The organism is Caenimonas soli, assembly GCF_013155545.1.
Taxonomy (GTDB): domain Bacteria; phylum Pseudomonadota; class Gammaproteobacteria; order Burkholderiales; family Burkholderiaceae_C; genus Ramlibacter; species Ramlibacter soli.
Window position 1 is genome coordinate 105,869 of sequence record NZ_JABJVV010000009.1, and the last position, 18,985, is coordinate 124,853.

The window sequence follows — 18,985 nt, forward strand, 5'->3', positions numbered from 1 at the left end:
CACCTAATAATGAGCTGGGCCCGAAGCGGCCCTGCTCGAGGGGAACAATATGGGGCACGCACTTATCGTCGAGGACGATGCGGATTCCGCGCAGATGATGGCCGCGTTGGTTGGGGCCGAGGGTTTTTCCGCGGCCACGGCGCGTTCGCTGCGTGATGCGCGCCGGCAAATGGCGCTACAGCAACCCGACTTGGTGCTGCTGGATCTGCGGCTGCCGGACGGTAACGGCATGGCCCTGCTGGACGACCAGGATTTGATCGGTAATTCCGAGGTCGTGCTCATGACCGGGCATGCCAGCCTGGAAACCTCCATCCAGGCCCTGCGCTACGGCGCCGCCGACTACCTCATCAAGCCAGTCAGCGCCAAGCAGCTGCAAAGCATTCTTTCGCGCGTCACCCGGCCTTCCGTGCTGCGCGCCGAGGTCGACACCCTGAACGAAAACCTGCAACGCACCGGCCGCTTCGGCCACCTGGTGGGCAGGTCCGAGCCGATGACGCGGGTCTACGAACAGGTGGCCCGCGTGGCGGGAACGTCCGTCACCGTATTCATCACCGGCGAAAGCGGAACCGGCAAGGAGCTGGTGGCGCGCACGGTGCACGATCTCAGCCGCCGCCGCTCGCGCCCTTTCCTGGGCGTGAACTGCGGAGCCATCTCGCCCAACCTCATGGAGAGCGAGATTTTCGGCCACGAGCGCGGCAGTTTCACCGGCGCCGAACGCCAGCACCAGGGCTTTTTCGAGCGCGCGCATGGCGGCACGCTGTTCCTGGACGAGATCACCGAGATGCCGCTGTCGTTGCAGGTCAAGCTGCTGCGCGTGCTGGAGACCGGCACTTTCATGCGCGTGGGCTCGACCACGCCCCAGGAAACCGATGTGCGGGTGATCGCCGCTACCAACCGGGACCCCGCGCACGCGGTCGCCAGCGGAGCGTTGCGCGAGGACCTGTTCTACCGCCTCAACGTATTTCCTGTCGAGCTGCCGCCGCTGCGGGATCGCCGCGAGGACGTACCGCTGCTCGTCTCGCATTTCCTGCAGGAGATCGGCCTGCGCGAAGGCGCCTTCAAGCGCGCAACGCCGGCTGCGCTCGAGCGCTTGGGCCAGTACCGCTGGCCCGGCAACGTGCGGGAACTGCGCAATGTGCTGCAGCGTGCCTACGTGATGACGGCCGGTCCCGAGATCGGCGATCAATGGCTTCCCCGGGACATCCTTGCCGATCTCACGCGGGCAGCCGCCGGCGGAACGCTTGAGGTTGCGGTGGGCACTCCGCTGGCCTCCGTGGAGCGGCAGGTGATCCTGGCTACGCTGGAGCACTTCGGCCACCAGAAGGAACGCACGGCAGCGGCGCTCGGGGTCAGCCTCAAGACGCTGTACAACCGGCTCAAGGAATACGGCGTCTAGCCCGCAAATCAGCTCAGCTTACGGCAAGATTTACCGTTGAGCGTAGCTTCGATTCCTCGCGCAGCCCCGCTGCGCCTCTGAAACTCCTGCAAAGACGACCGGGCACGGACCTTGCCACTGCTGGCATGCTCCCCCCAACCCACAATCACGAAAGGATTGAATATGTCTTTGCAAGATACCTCGAGCCAGCGCACCGAGACCACTGTCAACGGCCAACGTCGCAGCCCCCGTGGCTTTGCGGCAATGGATCCCCAGCGCCAGCGCGAGATCGCCAGCCTCGGCGGCCGGGCGGCTCACCAGAGCGGCCATGCCCATGAGTTCACCAGCGAAGAAGCTCGCGCTGCAGGGCGCAAGCGCCACGCTTCCAGCAGCGCGTCGGCCAAGTGACATCTGTCACCCCGCGTGAGCGCAGGGCTGGCTCGACGTAGGAAACGTCGGGCCGTTCCTGGCTCACAGGGCTGACAGACAGTCTGTATCGGTAGACCCTAGGATGCTGGAACGTCTTCCTCCAAGGAGCTCCTGCGATGAACGCCGACGCAACCAACGCTGACGCACTCGCACTTTCGCGGGCCTGCAGTGCTCTCTGGGTCGCGACGCTGTCTTTGATGGCAGCTTTCATGCAGACTTCCGCGCCCGCTCATCGCTACCTGATCGCTCGCAAGATCGCGAGAAACTTCGAAACGCTGCGTGAGCAGGACTGTTTCACGACAGATTCCCGTGCGACTTTTTCCAAGCTGGCGCAGCGCTGGACCGCCAAGGCGGACCAGCTAGCCCGGCAGGAAGACCAGCCGCGCGGTGGCATCGGCTTCCTCCAGCCCATCTGGAAGGCACGTTGATCCCTTGTGCGGCCCTGCCTACATGGCGGGCGGTCGCTGTCTGACGTCGATCCCCCGGTAATGTTTGCACACTCTTGCAAACATTTAAGGGAGATAGTGTCGAACCTCTCCTATTACCTGCTCTGGCTGGTTGGTGGTTTGCTGGCCATCGCGGCCATCAGCGCGGGCATTACCCGATACCTGCGACTGCGCTTGCTGCGGCGCCTGAAGGCGACCCAAGTGCTGGATGCACTCGCCCGTTACTCCGATTGGGTGGCAGTCCAGGGCCGCACACCGTATTTCCAGGGCGACGCCCGCGAAGAGGATTCGCCCCTGCAGGAGGTACGAACCATCAGGCAGCAGTGGTTTCCTGAATTATCGAACGAAGCGGCAGAAATCTTCGCCGTGCACGCCCGCCTCATCGACTTCCTGTGGACCCAGCAGATGCTGCGTGTGAGCGACCCCGAAGCCTGGCTGGAGTCGGACTACGACAGGCAGTTCATGGATCTGTGGCGCCTGCATCTGCGCGCCATGCACGAGATCGTGGAAAAACTGAAACTGGTGGCCGGCGTCGGCGACCTGGGCCAGGAGCCTGGCAAGACTTTCGCGGCCTGAGCCGCATCGCCTAAGGCTCGAAGCGGTGCACGAAACCGTTGATGATCTGCACGATCTCCACCTGGCGCTTCACGTCCAGTTTCTGCAGCACTGACTTGAGCTGGCTGCGGACGGTGTGGATGCTCACCGCGCGCGCCTGGGCCACCTCGTTGACCGAGCGACCCTGCGCCAGCAAGCTGGCCAGCTGGGCCTCCGTCGGCGACAGTCCGTACAACTTGCGCAGCGCCACTTCAGCCGCGTTGTCGCTGCGCTGCTGCTTGATGAACAAGACCAGGTGGCGAGGCCCGGCGACGTCGTCCGCCAGGCGCATCAATGTGGCCTGCAGCATCTGGCCGCCGGCGGCCCGCACGCGCAGGTATACGGTCTCCGAGCGTGCCAGCTGGCGGTCGGGACGGGCCAGTGCGCGGAACTGTTCGTTCCATTCGGCCGACGCGAAGTCGAGCCGAGCGCCCTTCACCTCCAGGGCGCTCTGGCCGCGCAGCAAGGCGCGGGCGCTGTCGTTCATGTGAACGACAGTGCGGTCGCTCCTGAGCAGCACGATGCCCTGATCGAGCTCATTGAGCGTGTTCAGCAGCGGAGTCAGTAGCGACCGTGACTGCGCCAGCCGCTTCTGTGCGGAAAGCGACGCGCGCAAATGAGGAACGAAACCCTCCAACAGCCGCCGGTGATGGGCATCGAACCGCGCGCCGCGCTCCGGACGCACGAAGCTCACCTTGGTCCGTGACGCGGAGTCGTCATGGACGATGCCGCCCACGACATAGAAGACATCGACATGGCGAAGCCAACCCGACCAGTATTCGGTTCGCTTGAGCCGCTCGTCGGGGTAGAGCATGGAGGACGTGAAAACAGCGCCGGGGACCATCGCGTCACTGGCGGCCCAGACGTTGCAACCTGCGTAGTGCTCGAAGTAGCGGCCCAGCACTTCAGGAGCGAACCCCTTGTTGGAGATGACGCTCGACTTGCCATGGGCCGGGTTTTTCACCTCTTCGTAGGTGAGATGGCCGCCCGCACCCAGCCGCTGCGCGAGGTTTGACATCACGTCGTCCCAGCTCGACTGGCCACTACCCGCTTCGTAGATTTGTGGGATGAGATCTGTCACGGCATCGATCGTTACAACAAGTAACTGCATGATGCGCGCCTGCCGGGTTTTTCACAAGGTGCATCCGATACCCCGTTCGGGGGATGCCGAGCTCAACCGCATTTCCGATACTGAACAAGTCGACGCAGGTGCGCCTGATGATCTGCGACGAGCAACAAAGTTCCAACACCTTAGGAGTGATGTAATGAAGAAGTACGGAGTCATAACATTGGCAGCCGGCGCGGTCGCGTTGATGCTGGTGGGTTGTGGAGGCGGGGGCGGCGGTACAGCCGAGCAGCCCAGCGTGCCGGTGCAGGCGGCGAGCTTGCAATTGTCGGGCACGGCTGCGACCGGCTTGGCGCTGGCGAGCAGCACCGTCGACGTGCGCTGTGCCAGCGGCACGGGTGCGGCAACCACCAACGAGGCCGGAGCCTACACAGTCACCATCACCGATGGCGCGCTGCCTTGCATGATCAAAGTGACCGGCCAGGTCGACGGTGTCACCGTCACGCTGCACTCGGTCACCGAGACGGGCACGACCAGTGGATCGACCACGACGGCAGTGGCCAACGTGACGCCGCTGACCGAATTGATCGTGGCACAGCTGGCGGCTGCGGCTCCCGCTGCCTACTTCGACAGCTTCGGCGCGGGCTCGACCATCACGACCGAGCAGCTCGCAGCGGCCACCACCACCCTGCTGTCCACCCTGAAAACCGCCACGGGCATCGACCTGGGCACCATCGATCCGTTCAAGTCGACACTGGTCCCCGCGACCGCCACGACCGAGGGCAATGCCTATGACGACGCACTCGAGTCGCTGAAGGCCAAGGTCTCGCTGGAGTCCTTGCCCCTCGTCGTGAACCAGGTCGCGAGCGCCTCCGCGGCGAGCACCGGTGGGGGGTCGGCTCCGATCACCCTGACTGAGGTGCTGACCGCGGCCAATGCCGGAAGCCTGGCGAACTGCCCGGCAGCAATCAGCGGCAAATACCGGGTGATCGACTACCGCGGCGCGACGCAAGTCGTGCAGTTCGACTTCAGCAACAACACGCTGACCGATGGAACGGACACGTTCGCTGTCACGCCCAACGCCAGCCAGCCCTGCGAAGTTTCCGTTGCCGGCACCGTCACGACCACGGTCGTCTTCGGTCCGAACGGCGTCGGCGCGCTGCGCGACGCCGAGTCCACCGGCTATATCTTCCCGGTCCAGAGCCTTTCCTACGAGGCCATCGTGGGAGACTGGAGCTTCGTCGAGAGCGGCGTCGACGAGACCGGCACCCGGACCCACTTCGTCGGCAAGATCACCCTCAATGCCGACCGAACGGGCGCCGTGTGCGACTACGACGTGATGGGCGGCATCACCAGCGCCTGCACGGCCGACGATGAGACGCCTACGGTGTCGGATCGCACCGACGGTGGGCTCCAGCTCAACTACGGCGATACCCCCGGCCGGATCTACGGCTACCGCACGCCCGCCGGCACGCTGACCCTGTTCGGCACCAGCAACGCGGAAGGTTCGAGCAGCCTCGGTGTCATGCAGTCCCACTTCATCGCCTACAAGGCCCAGCCGGCGGTGCTGCCCGCACTCAATACCGTCCGCAAGTCCTGGGACGCATCGATGGTCAATGGTAATTCGGGGCTCACCCGGGAGACCCAGACGATCACCGCCGTGGACACGGTCAATCAGACCTACACCCGTGTTCGCGAGAGCGCGCCGACCGTGAGCGATGTGTTTGCAGTTAACCAGCCGGTATCCGGCATGATCGCCCGCGCCCAGCGCCCCGTCTATGGTTTCGCCCTTCCCGGACTGGGCGTGACGGTTGCCGTCAACGCACCGGGCAATACCAACTTCATCTATTCGACGACGGTGATCCGACCCTGAGCCAGCTGAGCTCCTGAAAACCCCGGCGCGGTGCGCCGGGGTTTTTTTATGCGCGCCGGCCGTTCACTCGAGAGTGAATCCGACCTTCACCGTCACCTGCCAATGGGCGACCTTGCCGTCCTGGATATGGCCGCGTGTCTCCACTATCTCGAACCACTGCATGTTGCGGACGGACCCGTGCGCCTTGGCAATGGCAGTACTGACGGCATCTTCGATGCCCGAGCTGGACGACCCGGTGAGCTCGACGGTCTTGTACACGTGGTTAGGCATTGCGGCTCCTTGACGTTGGAGCCACAGTATGTCCGTATTCGACCCGGCCGAGTACCCTGGGGCCCGAAGCCGGCAGCAGGTTCTGCACAATCTCCTCTGCCACCAGCTCGGAGGTGGCCGCAGACAAAGTCCAGCCAAGATGTCCGTGCCCGGTGTTGTAGAACACATTGGCGGCCTTGCCGCGGCCGACGCGGGGCATCATGTCCGGCATCATGGGACGCAGGCCCGCCCACGGCACAACGCTGCGGGTATCCACGCCCGGGAAGCATTGGTGCACCCAGTCGATCAACGGCTTCACACGGTCGGCGCGGATGTCGCGGTTGAAGCCGTTGAACTCGGCGGTGCCGGCAACCCGGAACCGGTCGACGCCGAGCCGGCTGGTCACCAGCTTGGTCTCGTCATCCAGCAGGCTCACCTCGGGCGCCGCGGCCTGGCTCGCGGCGTCCCGCAGGTTGACCGTGATGGAATAGCCCTTGACCGGGTAGACGTTGATCCGGTCTCCCAGGCCTGCCGCGAGTGCGCGGCTAGCGGTTCCAGCACAGACCACGACGGCATCGAAGCTCTGCCTGGTCACGCACCCTTGCGAGGCAGACGTCACATGCACCTGGCGGCCGTCAGTCTCGACTTTCGCCACGTCGAGCTCGTACAGGCAGGTCGCGCCGCGGCGGGCCGCAGCCGCTGCGATGCCTTGAGTGAACTTGTGAATATCGCCCGTGGAATCGCTTTCCGTGAAGAAGCCGCCGTAGTAGCCGCCCGCCAGCGTCGGTTCGATCTGTTTCATCTCCTGCGGCGTGACCGCGCGGCGAGCCAACCCACCTTGGGCCAGCAATTGGCTGACGCGCGCCGCGTGTTCGAAACCGGCTTTGTCGCGGTAGATGTGCAGGATGCCCTGGCGCTTCAGGTCGAACTCGATGTTCTCCGCCGCAGCCCAGGAAAACATATGCTCGCGGGCGGCAATGGCCAGCCGCGCCGTCCGGACCGTGTTGCTTTCGTATCGCGGAAGGCTGGCGATGAACTCCGCGAACCAGGACAGCTTGTGCCAGCCGAGTTTCGGGTTCACCAGCAAGGGGGCATCTTTCCTGAACATCCACTTCAGGCCCTTGAGGAGGGTGGAGGGGTGGTTCCAGACTTCGGCGTTGGACGCCGAGAGCTGTCCGCCGTTGGCGAACGAGGTCTCCATGGCCGCATACCGATGCCGCTCGAACAGGGTGACGCTGAAGCCGCGTCGCACGAGTGAATAGGCCGTCGTGGCGCCGGTAATCCCGCCGCCAACCACTGCAATCGTTTTCATTTGGGAACTCCGCACCGTCGAGAGGGTTGGACCGCGCACACGACCGTGTGACGGACACCCCCTCTGTGCTGGACCTGAGAGATTCGCAAGTGCCGCTGCCGGACTTGCTTGCTCCTACGGTGCGCTGGGCCGACGATGCCGCCCAGCTCTCTTCAGAGTTGCTCGCGGGACCGGTCCTTTGGCCTGAGAGATTCCGGGGCGGTTGCTCCTTCGGCGCCGGCCCTCGGCGCTACGCCGGTCCGGACTCTCCCGATCCCGCGCCGGCGTGATGCCGGACGCAGTGACACTCGCGTGTCAACTTCGCCCATTATGCATCGGCCAGGCACGCGTCACTCCGCCTTGATATTGGCCTCTTTCACAATCCGCGCATTCGCGGCGTGCTCCCGCTCGATCACCGCCGCGAACTGCTGCGGCGTGCCGGGGCTCACCACGTTGTCCAGCTTGCGCAACTGCTTCTGCACTTCTTCATCGGCCAGCACCTTGTTGATGTCGGCGTTCAGGCGCCGCACCGCCTCGGGCGGCATGGCCGCGGGCGCGTAGAAGCCGAACAGCGAGGTGAGGTTGGCCTCGGGATAGCCCAGCTCCGCCAGGGTAGCCACCTGCGGCATGTTCGGCAGGCGGCGCGGGCCGGTCACCGCCAGCACCCGCAGCTTGCCCTCGTCGATCAGGCTGTTGACGGCCGCGAACGGGTTGGCGACGAACAGGTCGAACTGGCCGCCCGCTGCGTCGGTGACGAGCTGGGGGCCGCCCTTGTAGGGGACGTGCGTGAGGTCGGCGCCCGACTTGCGGCGGATCTGCTCGATCATGATGTGGCCGAGCGTGCCGAAGCCCGAACTCGCGATGCTCACTTTGCCCGGCTCGGCCTTCGCCATCGTGATCGCGTCGTTGAAGCTCCTGCCCTTGAAGCGAGTCGTCGCCAGCACGTAGACCGGCGAATACATCACCGACGCCACCGGCACGAAATCCTTCAGCGGGTCGTACTGCACCTTCATGATGTGCGGATTCAGCGTCAGCGGGCTGATCGCGGCGAAGGCCAGCGTGTGGCCGTCATCCGCCTTGGCGACGGCGTCCATGCCGATCGTGCCGCCGGCGCCGGCGCGGTTGTCCACCACTACCGGCTGCCCCAGCAACGGCCGCAGGTGCTCGGCGAGCATGCGCGTGACCACGTCGTTCACGCCGCCCGCCGGGTAGGGCACGATGATCTTCACCGGACGGGTCGGCCATTGGCCCTGTGCGCGCGTGGCGAGCGGCAGCACGGCGGCTGCGAGTGAACCCAGACCCAGCCCAAGGGCCTGTCGGCGAGATGTCCGGCGAGTTGTCATGACCGCATTTCCTTTCCGGTTTTCTTTTCCTGTTCGAACCACTGACGCGCCAGCCGGTCCCAGAAGCTCGCGCCCAGGCCGAGGATGTCGTCGTTGAAATCGTAGGCGGCGTTGTGCAGGTTGACGCCCGGCTTGCCGCCCGCGCCGTTGCCGATGAAGCCGTAGGCGCCTGGCACCTTCTCCAGGAAGAAGCCGAAGTCTTCCGCGGTCATCGCCGGCAGCACGTCGACATGGGCGTTGTCGTCGCCGACCATCTTGCCCATCACCTGCGCCATGAAGCGCGCTTCGTGCGGATGGTTGACCGTGGTCGGGTAGCCCGGCTTGATGATCACTTCGGCGCTCGCGCGGTGCGCCTGGGCGACGTGGGTACTGATGCGCTCGATGCCCTCCATCAGCTGGTTCAGCACTGCGCTGCCCAGGGTGCGGCAGGTGCCGTAAATGAAGGCCTCGTTGGGGATGATGTTTTCCACGGTGCCCGATTCGATCTTGCCGACGGTGAGCACCGCGCTGTCCAGCGGATCGACACCGCGCGACACCAGCGTCTGCAACTGCCCGACGATGGCGCAGGCGACGGGGATCGGGTCCACGGTGCTGTGGGGCTGGGCCGCGTGGCCGCCCTTGCCGCGTACGCGGATCTCGAAGCGATTGGCCGAGGCCATGATCGGCCCGACCCGCACGCCCATCTGCCCGGCCGGCAGCGCGGGCCAGTTGTGCAGCGCGAACACGGCCTTCATGGGAAATTTGTCGAACAGGCCGTCTTCCATCATCCGGCGGGCGCCGGCGCCGCCCTCCTCCCCCGGCTGGAAGATGAAGTGCACCGTGCCGTTGAAATCCGGTTGCTTCGCGAGCAGCGTTGCCCCGCCCAGCAGCATCGTCGTGTGGCCATCGTGCCCGCAGGCGTGCATGCGGCCGGGATTGGCGCTGATGTAGTCGAAGGCGTTGACTTCCTGTACCGGCAGCGCGTCCATGTCGGCGCGCAGCCCGATGGCGCGCGCCGGGTCGTCCGCATCCGGGCCGCTGCCGCGCAGCGTGGCGACGACACCGGTGCCGCCCATACCGCGGTGCAGCGGCAGGCCGAGCGCCTGCAGCCAGGCGGCAATCTGGTCGGACGTGCGCGTCTCCTCGAACTTCAGTTCGGGATGGGCGTGCAGGTCGCGACGGAACTTGATGAGCTTGCCGATGTACGGCGCGATGTCCGGAGTTGATTGCATTCCGCGCCCGGCGGCGCGAAAGGTGCTGCGGGGGCGGAATGATCTTAGCCGCTCAGCACGACTCGATCAGTCGGCCACGGCGAATTCCTGCCGGAACGCTTCGCAGAATGCCGGCGAGCCGCTGAGCGTCAAAGTCAGCGTAGTCAGCGCCGGGTGGTCGGGCTCGGCCATGCTCTGCAATTCGTAATCCCACTCGCTTTCGTCCTGCAGCGCCCCCGCCGGTCCGAACGTCCGGCCGGCCCAATCCAGCACGGCGGCGACCTCGGCGCGCAGTGCAGGCAGGCGGGCGGGATCGACCGAAGCCATGGCATCGAAGCTGCCGCGGCCGGACTCTTCGTCGCTGAAATCGAAATCGAGGTAGTGCAGTTGCATGGCGCAAGCATGCCCCAAGCCGCCACGGCGCAATTCAGCGCTTGCGGTTCCCCGGCTCAGCCTTTCCATCTCGCGCCGTGCCCATCCGAGCCTGCAGGTAGAGGCCTAGTTCGCGGATTGGCACGAACATAGCCGGCAGCGGCGGCTCCGCCTTTGGTGCCTGTCGGGCACCGCTGCGCTTCGCGACGGCGTTCTTGACTCCACTCGAAACTGTCACGGACGTCTTTGCAGAACGGGTAACTGCGGCCTGTCGGGGCGCTGCCTTGGCATGTTGCACAACGGTTGGGGCGTTAACCAGTTCGCCGGCAGCCTTGGCTTCAATGCGGGCTGGCTTGTCGAACACTGAAACCAGCTCAAGTACCTCCCGCGTGGGCGTCGGGTCCGGGCCGCCCCACGCGGCGATCGCGCACGCCACGAGCACAAGCATGCGGAATGCGTAGCGGGCGAGCGCGGAATCCATGGCGCCGAGTTAATGGTGTGCCGCCAAATGTTCGCGCACGGAAGTGACATGATCGCCCACCTTCTTCACCGCGTCCGTCAACTCGGCCACAGTGCAGTGGAGCTCCCTGCTCCAGTACTGCAACTCGACCCGGTTCTGGGTATCGATACGACCAGGGTCAAGGGGCTTGTAAGGGGTTGAAGGGTCGACCATATTGCCTCCTGTGCTAATGCGAAACAAGGAGCCCGTCCAAGCGGGGGAGCCGTCAAGCATACGCCCAAGAGCCCGTGCCGGCACCATTCTCTGATGAGATGTCCCCAGTATGAAGCCGTTAAAGCAATTCGAGCTGCCGGTCTGGTTCAGCCTTGAAACGCTTCCTCGAGGGCGGTGGTGGGGCGGTGGTCGGATGGGTTCGGAGGTATGCGCGAATCTTGCGTGGAGTTATGCCTACAACACGTACCGCCTCCAGCAGCTGATCCGACGAAGTGCCCAACGTCTTCGCCCACTCGTCAAACTCTCGAGCGCTCCGATCAGGCTGCTGCGTGCCGATTGCTTGTAACGTCATCTCGCTACCCTCCAAGTGCGACGACATTAACTCCCTGGCCACAGCTTGGCATAACCTGGACAGCTCGGCAACCCCGGCGCAACCCGAAAGCGGCCCAATATCGAGGTGTGGGCGCGCCGCCGCCGAAAAAGAGGAGTCCAGCCTGCCGGTGGCGGGTGCCGACGTGAGAAAGCCCCGGCTGGCGGGGCTTTCGGGACGGTACTGACGGCCTCTGAGGCTCTGTGAAAACTATTTGTGGCGGAGCAGCGCCCCCCCAATGCAAGATCGAGGTCACGATGCGCCAGCCTCCGATTGCGCCAGTCGTGCGCGAATGTGGTCGCCTGTACCGCCTCCTCCACCAAAGCCTGAATGTGCGCACGAGGCGCTGATTCAGTCAAGAGCTCAGCGAGCCGCCGAAGCAGCACGTTGCAGCATTTCCGCGATGCCGTTGGCGAGCGCCTGCCGGCCGGTGACGAGCACGCCCTGGTGCGTGCCCGGCGCGCTCATCGTGCTGACGCTCGGGGCAAGGCGGCGCCAGAAACGGGGGTCGGTCTCGAAGTGCTTGCCCTGCTGGGCGATGATGCAAGTGACGCCGACGTCGATCGGCGGCGGCACATAGCGCGACATGAGCGCGCCATAGGTTCTATCCGCGTTCGCGAACATATCGCGCCGTGGCGCCCGCTGCTCTCGCCACGCGGTGATCTTTTTGCGCAAGGCACCAAAGCTGAAAGCCCCGAAGCGCCCGATCCAGCGCCAGCAATGGCGCATGGCATGCTCTCGCACGAATCTTCCCGCCCGGCCTGGGATCAAGGCCCCCGCGGCATTGAAGATGGCAGGCAGCGCGCGAATAGCCGGCCGCGCATTCAGCGATGTCATTTCGATGAGAAGAAGCTCCAGGACTTCCACGCCTGCGCACCGCAGCGTGTATGCGAGTTGCCATGCCACCATGCCGCTGTTGCAAAATCCGGCAATTAACACCGGTGACCGGGGCGCGGCCCTGAGGATATGTTGCATGTACACGCGTGCGATTTCATCCACGCTGGAACCGAACGGTTCTGGGTAGCAATGCAGCAAGAAGATGGGGTGGTCGCCGGGGATCATTGCGGCAAGCTTCTGCGCATAGAAGCCCCTTTCGACATAATCCCCATGACAGAAAAACAGGGGTATGCCGGTGCCTTCCTTCACCTGCGTCATCACCTGCGGCTCGGCTGGCATGTCCGACGCGAACACTTCGGCCATGCGGCGGATCGTCAGCGTCGACAGCTCCGATTGCGGATAAGGCTTGCCGACGAGTGCTTCAACCTCGACCAGCATGTCGGTGGCCAAGAGCGAGTCTCCGCCTATGTCGAAGAAGTCGTCGTCCAGGCCGATCTCCTGCGTGCCGAGCAGTCGCTGCCACAGGTCCCGCAGCTCGAGGTGCAGCAGGTAATCGTGATCGGGCGGCACGACCTCGCGGGGCCAACTCGGGTACGCCTGGCTCAGCGAGCGGCGCAAAATCTTGCCCGAGCCGCCGCGCGGCAGGGCCGGCAGGAAGCCGATGCGGCGCGGCAGCTTGAACGCGGCCAGGCGAGCCGCGAGGAATTCCTTGAGCTCGCGCTCCAAGGCCGTATTCCCGGGTTTCAGGACGACTGCGGCCGCGACGTTTTCTCCCAGGCGCGGATGCGGCACGCCGAACGCCGCGGCTTCCAGCACGGCCGGGTGCTGCAGCATCACTTTCTCGATTTCGTACGGGGAGACTTTCTCGCCGCCGCGGTTGATGAGCTCCTTGTTGCGCCCGAGGATGGTGAGATAACCGTCCTCGTCGAGGCGGCCGAGATCGCCGGTCAGGAGCCATCCGCCTTGCAAGCCATAGGGCGCGGAATCGTCATTGGTGACGTAGCCCGGCATCACCGTGGGACCGCAGATCATGATTTCCCCGACGGTACCGCTCGCAACAGGCTGCCGGTTCGCGTCCACTACCAGGAGTTCACCTGGCGGTGGCAATCCGACGGTGCCCGGCTTTGCCTTCCCGGGAGGCGCCGGATTGGACGCCATCGTGCCGGATTCACTGAGCCCGTAGAACTCCAGGACCGGCACATGCAACAGCGCCTCCGCCGTGGCACGCGTCTGGTCCGGCAGATAGGAACCGGCGCACATGACGAAGCGCAGCGAGCTCACGTGGACCTGGCGTGGCGAGGCCATCATGCGTTCGATCATCCGTTGCAGAGCGGCCGGCGCGACGAACGACAGGTAAGTCGGCGCGAGTTCGTCAATCCATTCCGCCAGCTCGAACACCTGTTCCGGCGGCGGGAAAACGACCGTCGCGCCCAGCAATAGCGGGACGAACAGGGATGACTTGAGTCCCGCGGCGTAATAAAGCGGTGCCGTGCACGCAGGGCGGTCCACGGCCGTCATCCTGAACCACAGGTCGGAGCCGTGCGTGTCGGCCATGGCGGACAGGTTGCCGTGGGTCACCGGGATCAACTTCGGGGTCCCGGTCGTACCCGAGGACCGCAGCAGCACTGCGACATCGGCCTCGACTGCCGGGCGAAGCGGCGCCGGTGAACCCGCGGGGGCGGTAAGCAGTTCCAGCCCGAGCGTGCCGTCCGGCGCCCGGACGGCATCGAAGACGGTCATGCGCCGTTGAAGGATCGCGGAACGCGCTTCGGTTTTCAGCCAGCGTGGAATCACGATGGCGTGCAACCCGGTGACGACCGCCAGGTCGATCACCTCTTCCGGCTTTAGGGCGGGATTGATCGGTACCAGCGTCGTGATGCTGGCCAGCGCGACCGCCAACTGCCCACCAGGCATGCCAGGCGGCACGAGCAGGCCGACGCGGTGCTCGGTTCGCACGCCCCCTTCGGCCAGCTGACGGGCAACCCGGGAGGTCAACTCGGCCAGCTCGGAAAACGTGACTTGCTGCGAGCCCACGCTGACGAGTGCCGGCGTTGTGCCGTCTCGAGCCGCCCAACCGGCGATCGCACTCGCGATCGTGCGCGAGCTCGCGCGCGTGCGGGCGAGCAGTTCGAGCGGGGCGCTCCCATCCACCCCGGGCAGCGGGTCGGTTCCCAACGATGTCTTCACGATCGAGCCTCAGCAGAAAGGTCGAGGTCGATATTGCCGCAAAAAGCCCTACTGCCGCGCAGGTGATGCCAGCCGTTGCGCTTGTAACACACGGCCCAGCAGGGGGCAATTAATATCCCCGGCATCGGCACACGATGTGACGTGTGACTGAAGGGAGTGACACCATTAACAAAAACGCGCTAATTGACAGGACCGGTGACCGGTTCCGGCGCTCGCGCGAGCTGAAGGCGCGGCTCCAGCAGCTGGTCCCCGGAGGCGGACACACTTACGCCAAGGGCGACGACCAGTATCCTCAGCTCGCGCCCGGGTTGATGGCGCGGGGCCATGGCGCGCAGGCAGTCGTCCCCGAATCGGGCGGCTACCTGTCGCTGCACGGGATTCGCAAGGAATACCCCGGCAGCGGCGGGCAGTCCACGCCGGTGCTGTCGTCGATTGACTTCGAGATGCAGACGGGCGAGTTCGTCGCCTTCGTCGGCGCCTCGGGCGCCGGCAAGACGACGCTGCTGAAGATCATCGCCGGGCTGCTCGAACCGACCGCCGGACGCGTGCAACTGCAGGGCCGCACCATCGCGGGCCCGCCGCGGGAGATGGTCTACCTGAGCCAGCAGTACAGCAAGTCGCTGCTGCCGTGGCGCACGGTGCTGAAGAACGTCGAGTTCCCGCTCGAACACCGCGCCGGGATTTCGCGTGCCGAGCGCCGCGAGCGCGCCCAGGAGGCGCTGCGCGGCGTCGGGCTCGCCGAGGCGGCGAACCGCTACCCGTGGCAGCTCTCCGGCGGCATGCAGCAGCGCGTGACGATCGCGCGCGCGCTGGCGGCGCGGCCGTCGATGCTGCTGTTCGACGAGGCCTTCAGCTCGGTCGACGCGCTGACGCGCATGGAGCTGCAGGACCTGGTCCTCGACACCTGGCAGCGGTACGCGCTGACGATCCTGCTAGTCACGCACGACATCGACGAGGCGATCTACCTCTCGGACCGCGTCGCGGTGCTGTCGCGCTCACCGTCACGCATCGTGGAGACAGTGACCACGGGTCTTTCGCGCCCGCGCGCGCAGATTGCGACCCGGGCCAACCCGCGCTTCCTCGAACTGCGCAACCACCTCTACGAATTGGTGTGCCGGCCGGCGGAGACCCCGTGAGGCGCCTGCTACACGCTGCGCCGGGCATCGGTTTCCTGCTGCTTGCGGTACTCGCGTGGGAACTGGTGGCCCGCAACCTAGGCGATCGAGCGGGGATATTCCCGCCTCCCTCGGCGATCTTCCCGTCGCTGGCCGAGATGGCCGTCGACGGCAGATTGCTGCCGGCCCTCGGGCACACGCTGTACCGGCTGGCCGCGGGCTACCTGCTCGGCCTGGTACCGGCGGTCGCGCTCGGGCTGCTGATGGGCTCCTCGGCATCGGTCTACCGGCTGTTCGAACCCCTGGTCGAACTGCTGCGGCCGATCCCGAAGCCGGCGCTGGTGCCCCCGCTGATGTTCTTCCTGGGTCTGGGCGACGCGATGAAGCTTACGATCGTCGCGCTCGCGGTGTTCTTCCCGATCCTGATCAACCTGGTACAGGCAGTCCGCCGCATGGAGCCCGAACTGTTGGATGCCGCGCGCACCTTTGGCCTGGGGCGCGGCGCGACGCTGCTCAAAGTGGTGCTGCCGGCCAGCCTGCCGCCGCTCATGGCCGGAATGCAGATCAGCCTCGGCCTCGCGCTCGTGGTGGTGATCCTGGCCGAGATGATCGGCGCGGGCGTCGGCATCGGCTTCGGCGTCATCGACGCCGAGCGCTCGTTCCGCGTCAAGGAAATGTACGCCTGGGTGGTGGCCACGGCCGTCACGGGCTACCTGCTGAATTTCCTGTTCGAAAAATGGCGCCAGCGCCTGCTGCACTGGCACCGCGACATCGAGGACCTGCAGCGATCGGCGCTGCAGAACTGAAGCTTGTTTCACCCCTACCAAGGAGAAGCCCGATGAAGAACCTGTACCACCATCTCACCCGCGCGCTGCTGGCCGCTGCGCTCGCGTTGTTCGGGCTGAGCGCACAGGCGCAGACCGCCAAGCTCAGGGTCGGCGTCGTGCCGATCATCGACATAGCGCCTTTCTACGCGGCGATCGACCAGGGCTACTTCAAGGAAGAGGGGGTCGAGTTCGACATCACCTCCGCGGTGATCAGCAACCCGTTGGTGGCGCAGCTGGCTGCCGGTCAGCTCGACATCGCGTTCTCGAACATCGTCACCGTGACGCAGGCGATCGAAAACGGCCTGGACTTGAAGGTCGTGCTGCCCGGCACGCTGATGAAGAAGGGCAACGACGTCAATCCCTGCATTGTCATGAAGGACAGCCCGATCAAGACGGCCAAGGACCTCGAGGGCAAGCGCCTCGCCACGTCGGCACTGAACAACATCATCTGGCTCTACGCTCGTGAATGGCTGGAGCGCAATGGCGCCGACCCGTCCAAGGTGCGCATCACCGAAGTGCCGTTCCCGCAGATGCAGGATGCGTTGTTCACCGGCCAGGCCGATGCGGTGTGCCCGACCGAGCCGTTCTTCACGCGAGCGATGGAAACCGGGAAGGTGCGCGTGCTGGCCTTCATCTACCACGAGGTGACCGACAACCTCGAATCGGTGATGGGGCTGGCGCGCGGCGCCTGGCTGAAGGATCCGGCCAACGTCGCGGCGCTCGAGCGTTTTGCGCGCGCCTACCGCAGGGGCGTGGCCTTCATGGAGAAAAACAAGAAGGGGCCCGACGGTGTGCGCATCATCTCCGCCTACACGAAAATGGACCCGTCGGTGGTGGCGAAGATCCAGACTCCGGTATACCCGATGACGGTAAACCAGAAGACCGTCGAGGAGATGTCGCGCCTGATGCTGAAGCACGGACTGCTCAAGAAGCCGGCCAACGTCGGCGGCTTTCTGTTCCAGACCGCGACCCAGGCCAACTGATCGCGATCACGCAGACAGATACCGGGAGACGACCGCATGCAGAGCACCGCCGCCCGCCGCGCGCCGACCGGGGTCATGCTGGTTCTGCTGCTCGGCGCTTGCTGGGAGGTCTCGGTGCGCTCCGGCGCGCTGAAGGCCGATGCCTGGCCCGCGCTGTCGACCGTGGGAGCGGTCTTCCTGGACCGGACGGGAGCCGGCGGGCTGTGGGGCGAAATGGCCGATTCGCTGTGGAACATGGCCAAGGGGTTCGCGCTCGGCAGCCTGCTGGGCCTTTTCGCCGGCGTGCTGCTGGGCGCGTCGCGGCGCCTGTTCAGGATGCTCGAGCCCACGCTCGAGCTGCTGCGCGTGATTCCGTTGCCGGCGCTGATCCCGCCGGCGCTGCTGGCCCTCGGCGGCGGGCCGAGCATGAAGGTCGCGATCGTCGCGCTCGCGACCTTCTGGCCCGTGTTCATCAACACACGGTACGGCGTGCGCAGCGTCGAGGAGACCCTGGTCGAGATGGCGCAGACTTTCGGCACGCCGCGCGCACGTTTCGCGTTCTTTGTGATGCTGCCGGCGGCGTTGCCGCTGGCAGCCGCCGGGCTGCGAATTGCGCTCGCGGCCGCTCTGATCACCACGGTCGTCACCGAGATGATTGCCGGCAGCGCGGGCATCGGCCTGTACATCATGACGATGCAGAACGCCGCGCGCATGCCCGAGGTCTACGCGGCGATCGCTCTGCTCTCGTTTGTCGGCTACTCGCTCAACTGGGGCCTGCTGGCGCTGGAGCACCGCCTGCTGCCGTGGTGCCATAAACGATAGGAGACAAACTTGTATACAGACGCATTCGGGAAAGCTCAGCGTCTGGTCCTCCTCGCCCTGGACGCGTGCGATCCCCGGTTGCTGCGCAAGTACATCGCCCAAGGGGAGCTTCCGAACATCGCCGCGCTCGTGTCGCGAGGCACCTTCGCCAACATGTTGAGCGTGCCATTGCCCCCGGTGACGCAGCCGGCCTGGGCGGCGATTGCGACCGGGGCGGCGCCAGGCACCACTGGTATCCATATGTCCGTCCATGTTCCCGGGGAGCGCAGTGGCAAGCGCGTGGTGTTGCACAACTTCCCGTGTTCGTGGCCGCCGCAACTTAAAAATGCAGTGCAAATCCTGCCGCCGTCGGTGCCGCCGCCTTTGGAGGCTGAGCTATTGGTCGCGAGTTCCTATATATCGGGGAACCCGTACGTGCTGTTGTTCTACGGAAGGCGGGAGGGCTACGACTCGGTGCTGGCGGTCGATGGGCAGAGAGGGCGAGCTGCGGCGCAAGCGTGTGCGAACCTACGGGTGGGCGAGATGAGCGATTGGATCAGGGCCGCCTTCGAGAGCCGGGCCGAAGGTGCTCCCCTGCTAAGGGAGTAAACAGGAGTCAGTGCGGATTGGAGCAGCAAGCGGGTCGGACGGGTTCGTCTGCAATATCGAGCGAGCATTCTTCAGCTGCAACCCATGAGAGGCCCTGTGCTAATCGACTTGGCACATCCTTTTGGCAGAACGGTTCCGGATCTGCATCAAGCGCGCGCGAATTCGTGTTCGACCGTGCTGCGGGTCCCATCCAGCCAATTTGGGGGTGGGGTACGGTGGGGTGCGCTCGGGCGAGATTTCACCATGGCCGCTTGGCGCGCCAGCGCGGGGCCGCTCTTTTCACATACCTCGTCGGTTATGACACCGCGAACTGACCAGCAAGCCCTAACTGGTGGGTGGATTGGGGGGTAGAAAAGCAGAAACGCGCCCGAAGGCG

Annotated in this window: 20 protein-coding genes and 2 riboswitches; of the genes, 10 read left to right on the forward strand and 10 right to left on the reverse strand. The window is 65.3% G+C overall.

Going from position 1 to position 18,985, the window contains the following annotated elements:
- Positions 1–49 precede the first annotated feature (49 nt).
- The 4 genes from HNE04_RS15470 to HNE04_RS15485 all read left to right on the forward strand — a co-directional run bounded on the left by HNE04_RS15470 (position 50) and on the right by HNE04_RS15485 (position 2,826).
- Complete coding sequence (locus HNE04_RS15470) at positions 50–1,396, forward strand: sigma-54-dependent transcriptional regulator (RefSeq protein ID WP_172220748.1); 1,347 nt, start codon at positions 50–52, stop codon at positions 1,394–1,396.
- Positions 1,397–1,558: 162 nt separating this feature from the next.
- Positions 1,559–1,783, forward strand: a complete 225-nt coding sequence (locus HNE04_RS15475) for a KGG domain-containing protein (protein WP_172220751.1) — start codon at positions 1,559–1,561, stop codon at positions 1,781–1,783.
- Positions 1,784–1,920: 137 nt separating this feature from the next.
- Complete coding sequence (locus tag HNE04_RS15480) at positions 1,921–2,232, forward strand: hypothetical protein (protein ID WP_172220754.1); 312 nt, start codon at positions 1,921–1,923, stop codon at positions 2,230–2,232.
- Between the two features lie 96 nt (positions 2,233–2,328).
- A complete protein-coding gene (locus HNE04_RS15485; protein WP_172220757.1) occupies positions 2,329–2,826 on the forward strand; it encodes a hypothetical protein in 498 nt (165 codons plus the stop codon).
- A 10-nt stretch (positions 2,827–2,836) separates the two neighbouring features.
- Here the strand turns inward: HNE04_RS15485 and HNE04_RS15490 are convergent, their stop codons facing one another.
- Entirely contained in the window at positions 2,837–3,955 is a 1,119-nt protein-coding gene (locus HNE04_RS15490) for a helix-turn-helix transcriptional regulator (protein ID WP_172220760.1), read from the reverse strand.
- A gap of 154 nt (positions 3,956–4,109) precedes the next feature.
- Here HNE04_RS15490 and HNE04_RS15495 point away from each other — a divergent pair, with 154 nt between their 5' ends.
- Entirely contained in the window at positions 4,110–5,783 is a 1,674-nt protein-coding gene (locus HNE04_RS15495; protein ID WP_172220763.1) for a hypothetical protein, read from the forward strand.
- 63 nt (positions 5,784–5,846) lie between these two features.
- Here the strand turns inward: HNE04_RS15495 and HNE04_RS15500 are convergent, their stop codons facing one another.
- From HNE04_RS15500 to HNE04_RS15540, 9 genes are all read right to left on the reverse strand, one after another.
- Positions 5,847–6,053, reverse strand: coding sequence for a dodecin (locus tag HNE04_RS15500; RefSeq protein ID WP_172220766.1), 207 nt, complete (start codon positions 6,051–6,053; stop codon positions 5,847–5,849).
- The gene (locus tag HNE04_RS15505) at positions 6,046–7,344 is read right to left on the reverse strand and encodes a D-amino acid dehydrogenase (protein WP_172220769.1); all 1,299 of its coding nucleotides are present in this window, start codon (positions 7,342–7,344) and stop codon (positions 6,046–6,048) included. The genes HNE04_RS15500 and HNE04_RS15505 overlap by 8 nt, the downstream gene beginning before the upstream one ends.
- Before the next feature lie 57 nt (positions 7,345–7,401).
- Positions 7,402–7,505, reverse strand: a riboswitch (glycine riboswitch).
- Positions 7,506–7,606: riboswitch (glycine riboswitch) on the reverse strand.
- 67 nt (positions 7,607–7,673) lie between these two features.
- A complete protein-coding gene (locus tag HNE04_RS15510) occupies positions 7,674–8,666 on the reverse strand; it encodes a Bug family tripartite tricarboxylate transporter substrate binding protein (protein ID WP_172220772.1) in 993 nt (330 codons plus the stop codon).
- Complete coding sequence (locus HNE04_RS15515; protein ID WP_172220775.1) at positions 8,663–9,877, reverse strand: M20 aminoacylase family protein; 1,215 nt, start codon at positions 9,875–9,877, stop codon at positions 8,663–8,665. The genes HNE04_RS15510 and HNE04_RS15515 overlap by 4 nt, the downstream gene beginning before the upstream one ends.
- A gap of 66 nt (positions 9,878–9,943) precedes the next feature.
- A complete protein-coding gene (locus HNE04_RS15520) occupies positions 9,944–10,249 on the reverse strand; it encodes a hypothetical protein (protein ID WP_172220778.1) in 306 nt (101 codons plus the stop codon).
- A gap of 34 nt (positions 10,250–10,283) precedes the next feature.
- On the reverse strand, positions 10,284–10,709 hold the full coding sequence (locus tag HNE04_RS15525) for a hypothetical protein (RefSeq protein WP_172220781.1): 426 nt from the start codon (positions 10,707–10,709) through the stop codon (positions 10,284–10,286).
- 9 nt (positions 10,710–10,718) lie between these two features.
- Entirely contained in the window at positions 10,719–10,988 is a 270-nt protein-coding gene (locus HNE04_RS15530; protein WP_328700344.1) for a DUF3606 domain-containing protein, read from the reverse strand.
- A 31-nt stretch (positions 10,989–11,019) separates the two neighbouring features.
- Positions 11,020–11,280 (reverse strand): DUF3606 domain-containing protein, encoded by a 261-nt coding sequence (locus tag HNE04_RS28550; RefSeq protein WP_407926605.1) that lies wholly within the window; start codon positions 11,278–11,280, stop codon positions 11,020–11,022.
- Between the two features lie 354 nt (positions 11,281–11,634).
- The gene (locus tag HNE04_RS15540) at positions 11,635–14,295 is read right to left on the reverse strand and encodes an AMP-binding protein (protein WP_172220790.1); all 2,661 of its coding nucleotides are present in this window, start codon (positions 14,293–14,295) and stop codon (positions 11,635–11,637) included.
- 143 nt (positions 14,296–14,438) lie between these two features.
- Here HNE04_RS15540 and HNE04_RS15545 point away from each other — a divergent pair, with 143 nt between their 5' ends.
- The 5 genes from HNE04_RS15545 to HNE04_RS15565 are packed head-to-tail and all read left to right on the forward strand — an operon-like array spanning position 14,439 to position 18,609.
- Entirely contained in the window at positions 14,439–15,431 is a 993-nt protein-coding gene (locus HNE04_RS15545) for an ABC transporter ATP-binding protein (RefSeq protein WP_328700345.1), read from the forward strand.
- Positions 15,428–16,216 carry an ABC transporter permease gene (locus HNE04_RS15550; RefSeq protein WP_172220793.1) on the forward strand — a complete coding sequence of 263 codons (789 nt, stop codon included), beginning with the start codon at positions 15,428–15,430 and terminating at the stop codon, positions 16,214–16,216. Before HNE04_RS15545 ends, HNE04_RS15550 begins: the two co-directional genes overlap by 4 nt.
- Positions 16,217–16,248: 32 nt before the next feature.
- Complete coding sequence (locus HNE04_RS15555) at positions 16,249–17,220, forward strand: ABC transporter substrate-binding protein (protein WP_172220796.1); 972 nt, start codon at positions 16,249–16,251, stop codon at positions 17,218–17,220.
- Positions 17,221–17,256: 36 nt separating this feature from the next.
- Complete coding sequence (locus HNE04_RS15560) at positions 17,257–18,021, forward strand: ABC transporter permease (protein WP_172220799.1); 765 nt, start codon at positions 17,257–17,259, stop codon at positions 18,019–18,021.
- A 9-nt stretch (positions 18,022–18,030) separates the two neighbouring features.
- Positions 18,031–18,609, forward strand: a complete 579-nt coding sequence (locus tag HNE04_RS15565; protein ID WP_172220803.1) for an alkaline phosphatase family protein — start codon at positions 18,031–18,033, stop codon at positions 18,607–18,609.
- The last annotated feature ends 376 nt before the right edge of the window (positions 18,610–18,985 follow it).

What these genes read in the sequence shown, in the direction of transcription:
- HNE04_RS15470 (WP_172220748.1), top strand. Translation starts at nt 50, where the DNA reads ATGGGGCACGCACTTATCGTCGAGGACGATGCGGATTCCGCGCAGATG.
- HNE04_RS15475 (WP_172220751.1), top strand. Translation starts at nt 1,559, where the DNA reads ATGTCTTTGCAAGATACCTCGAGCCAGCGCACCGAGACCACTGTCAAC.
- HNE04_RS15480 (WP_172220754.1), top strand. Translation starts at nt 1,921, where the DNA reads ATGAACGCCGACGCAACCAACGCTGACGCACTCGCACTTTCGCGGGCC.
- HNE04_RS15490 (WP_172220760.1), bottom strand. Translation starts at nt 3,955, where the DNA reads ATGCAGTTACTTGTTGTAACGATCGATGCCGTGACAGATCTCATCCCA.
- HNE04_RS15495 (WP_172220763.1), top strand. Translation starts at nt 4,110, where the DNA reads ATGAAGAAGTACGGAGTCATAACATTGGCAGCCGGCGCGGTCGCGTTG.
- HNE04_RS15500 (WP_172220766.1), bottom strand. Translation starts at nt 6,053, where the DNA reads ATGCCTAACCACGTGTACAAGACCGTCGAGCTCACCGGGTCGTCCAGC.
- HNE04_RS15505 (WP_172220769.1), bottom strand. Translation starts at nt 7,344, where the DNA reads ATGAAAACGATTGCAGTGGTTGGCGGCGGGATTACCGGCGCCACGACG.
- HNE04_RS15510 (WP_172220772.1), bottom strand. Translation starts at nt 8,666, where the DNA reads ATGACAACTCGCCGGACATCTCGCCGACAGGCCCTTGGGCTGGGTCTG.
- HNE04_RS15515 (WP_172220775.1), bottom strand. Translation starts at nt 9,877, where the DNA reads ATGCAATCAACTCCGGACATCGCGCCGTACATCGGCAAGCTCATCAAG.
- HNE04_RS15520 (WP_172220778.1), bottom strand. Translation starts at nt 10,249, where the DNA reads ATGCAACTGCACTACCTCGATTTCGATTTCAGCGACGAAGAGTCCGGC.
- HNE04_RS15525 (WP_172220781.1), bottom strand. Translation starts at nt 10,709, where the DNA reads ATGGATTCCGCGCTCGCCCGCTACGCATTCCGCATGCTTGTGCTCGTG.
- HNE04_RS15530 (WP_328700344.1), bottom strand. Translation starts at nt 10,988, where the DNA reads ATGGTGCCGGCACGGGCTCTTGGGCGTATGCTTGACGGCTCCCCCGCT.
- HNE04_RS28550 (WP_407926605.1), bottom strand. Translation starts at nt 11,280, where the DNA reads ATGTCGTCGCACTTGGAGGGTAGCGAGATGACGTTACAAGCAATCGGC.
- HNE04_RS15555 (WP_172220796.1), top strand. Translation starts at nt 16,249, where the DNA reads ATGAAGAACCTGTACCACCATCTCACCCGCGCGCTGCTGGCCGCTGCG.
- HNE04_RS15560 (WP_172220799.1), top strand. Translation starts at nt 17,257, where the DNA reads ATGCAGAGCACCGCCGCCCGCCGCGCGCCGACCGGGGTCATGCTGGTT.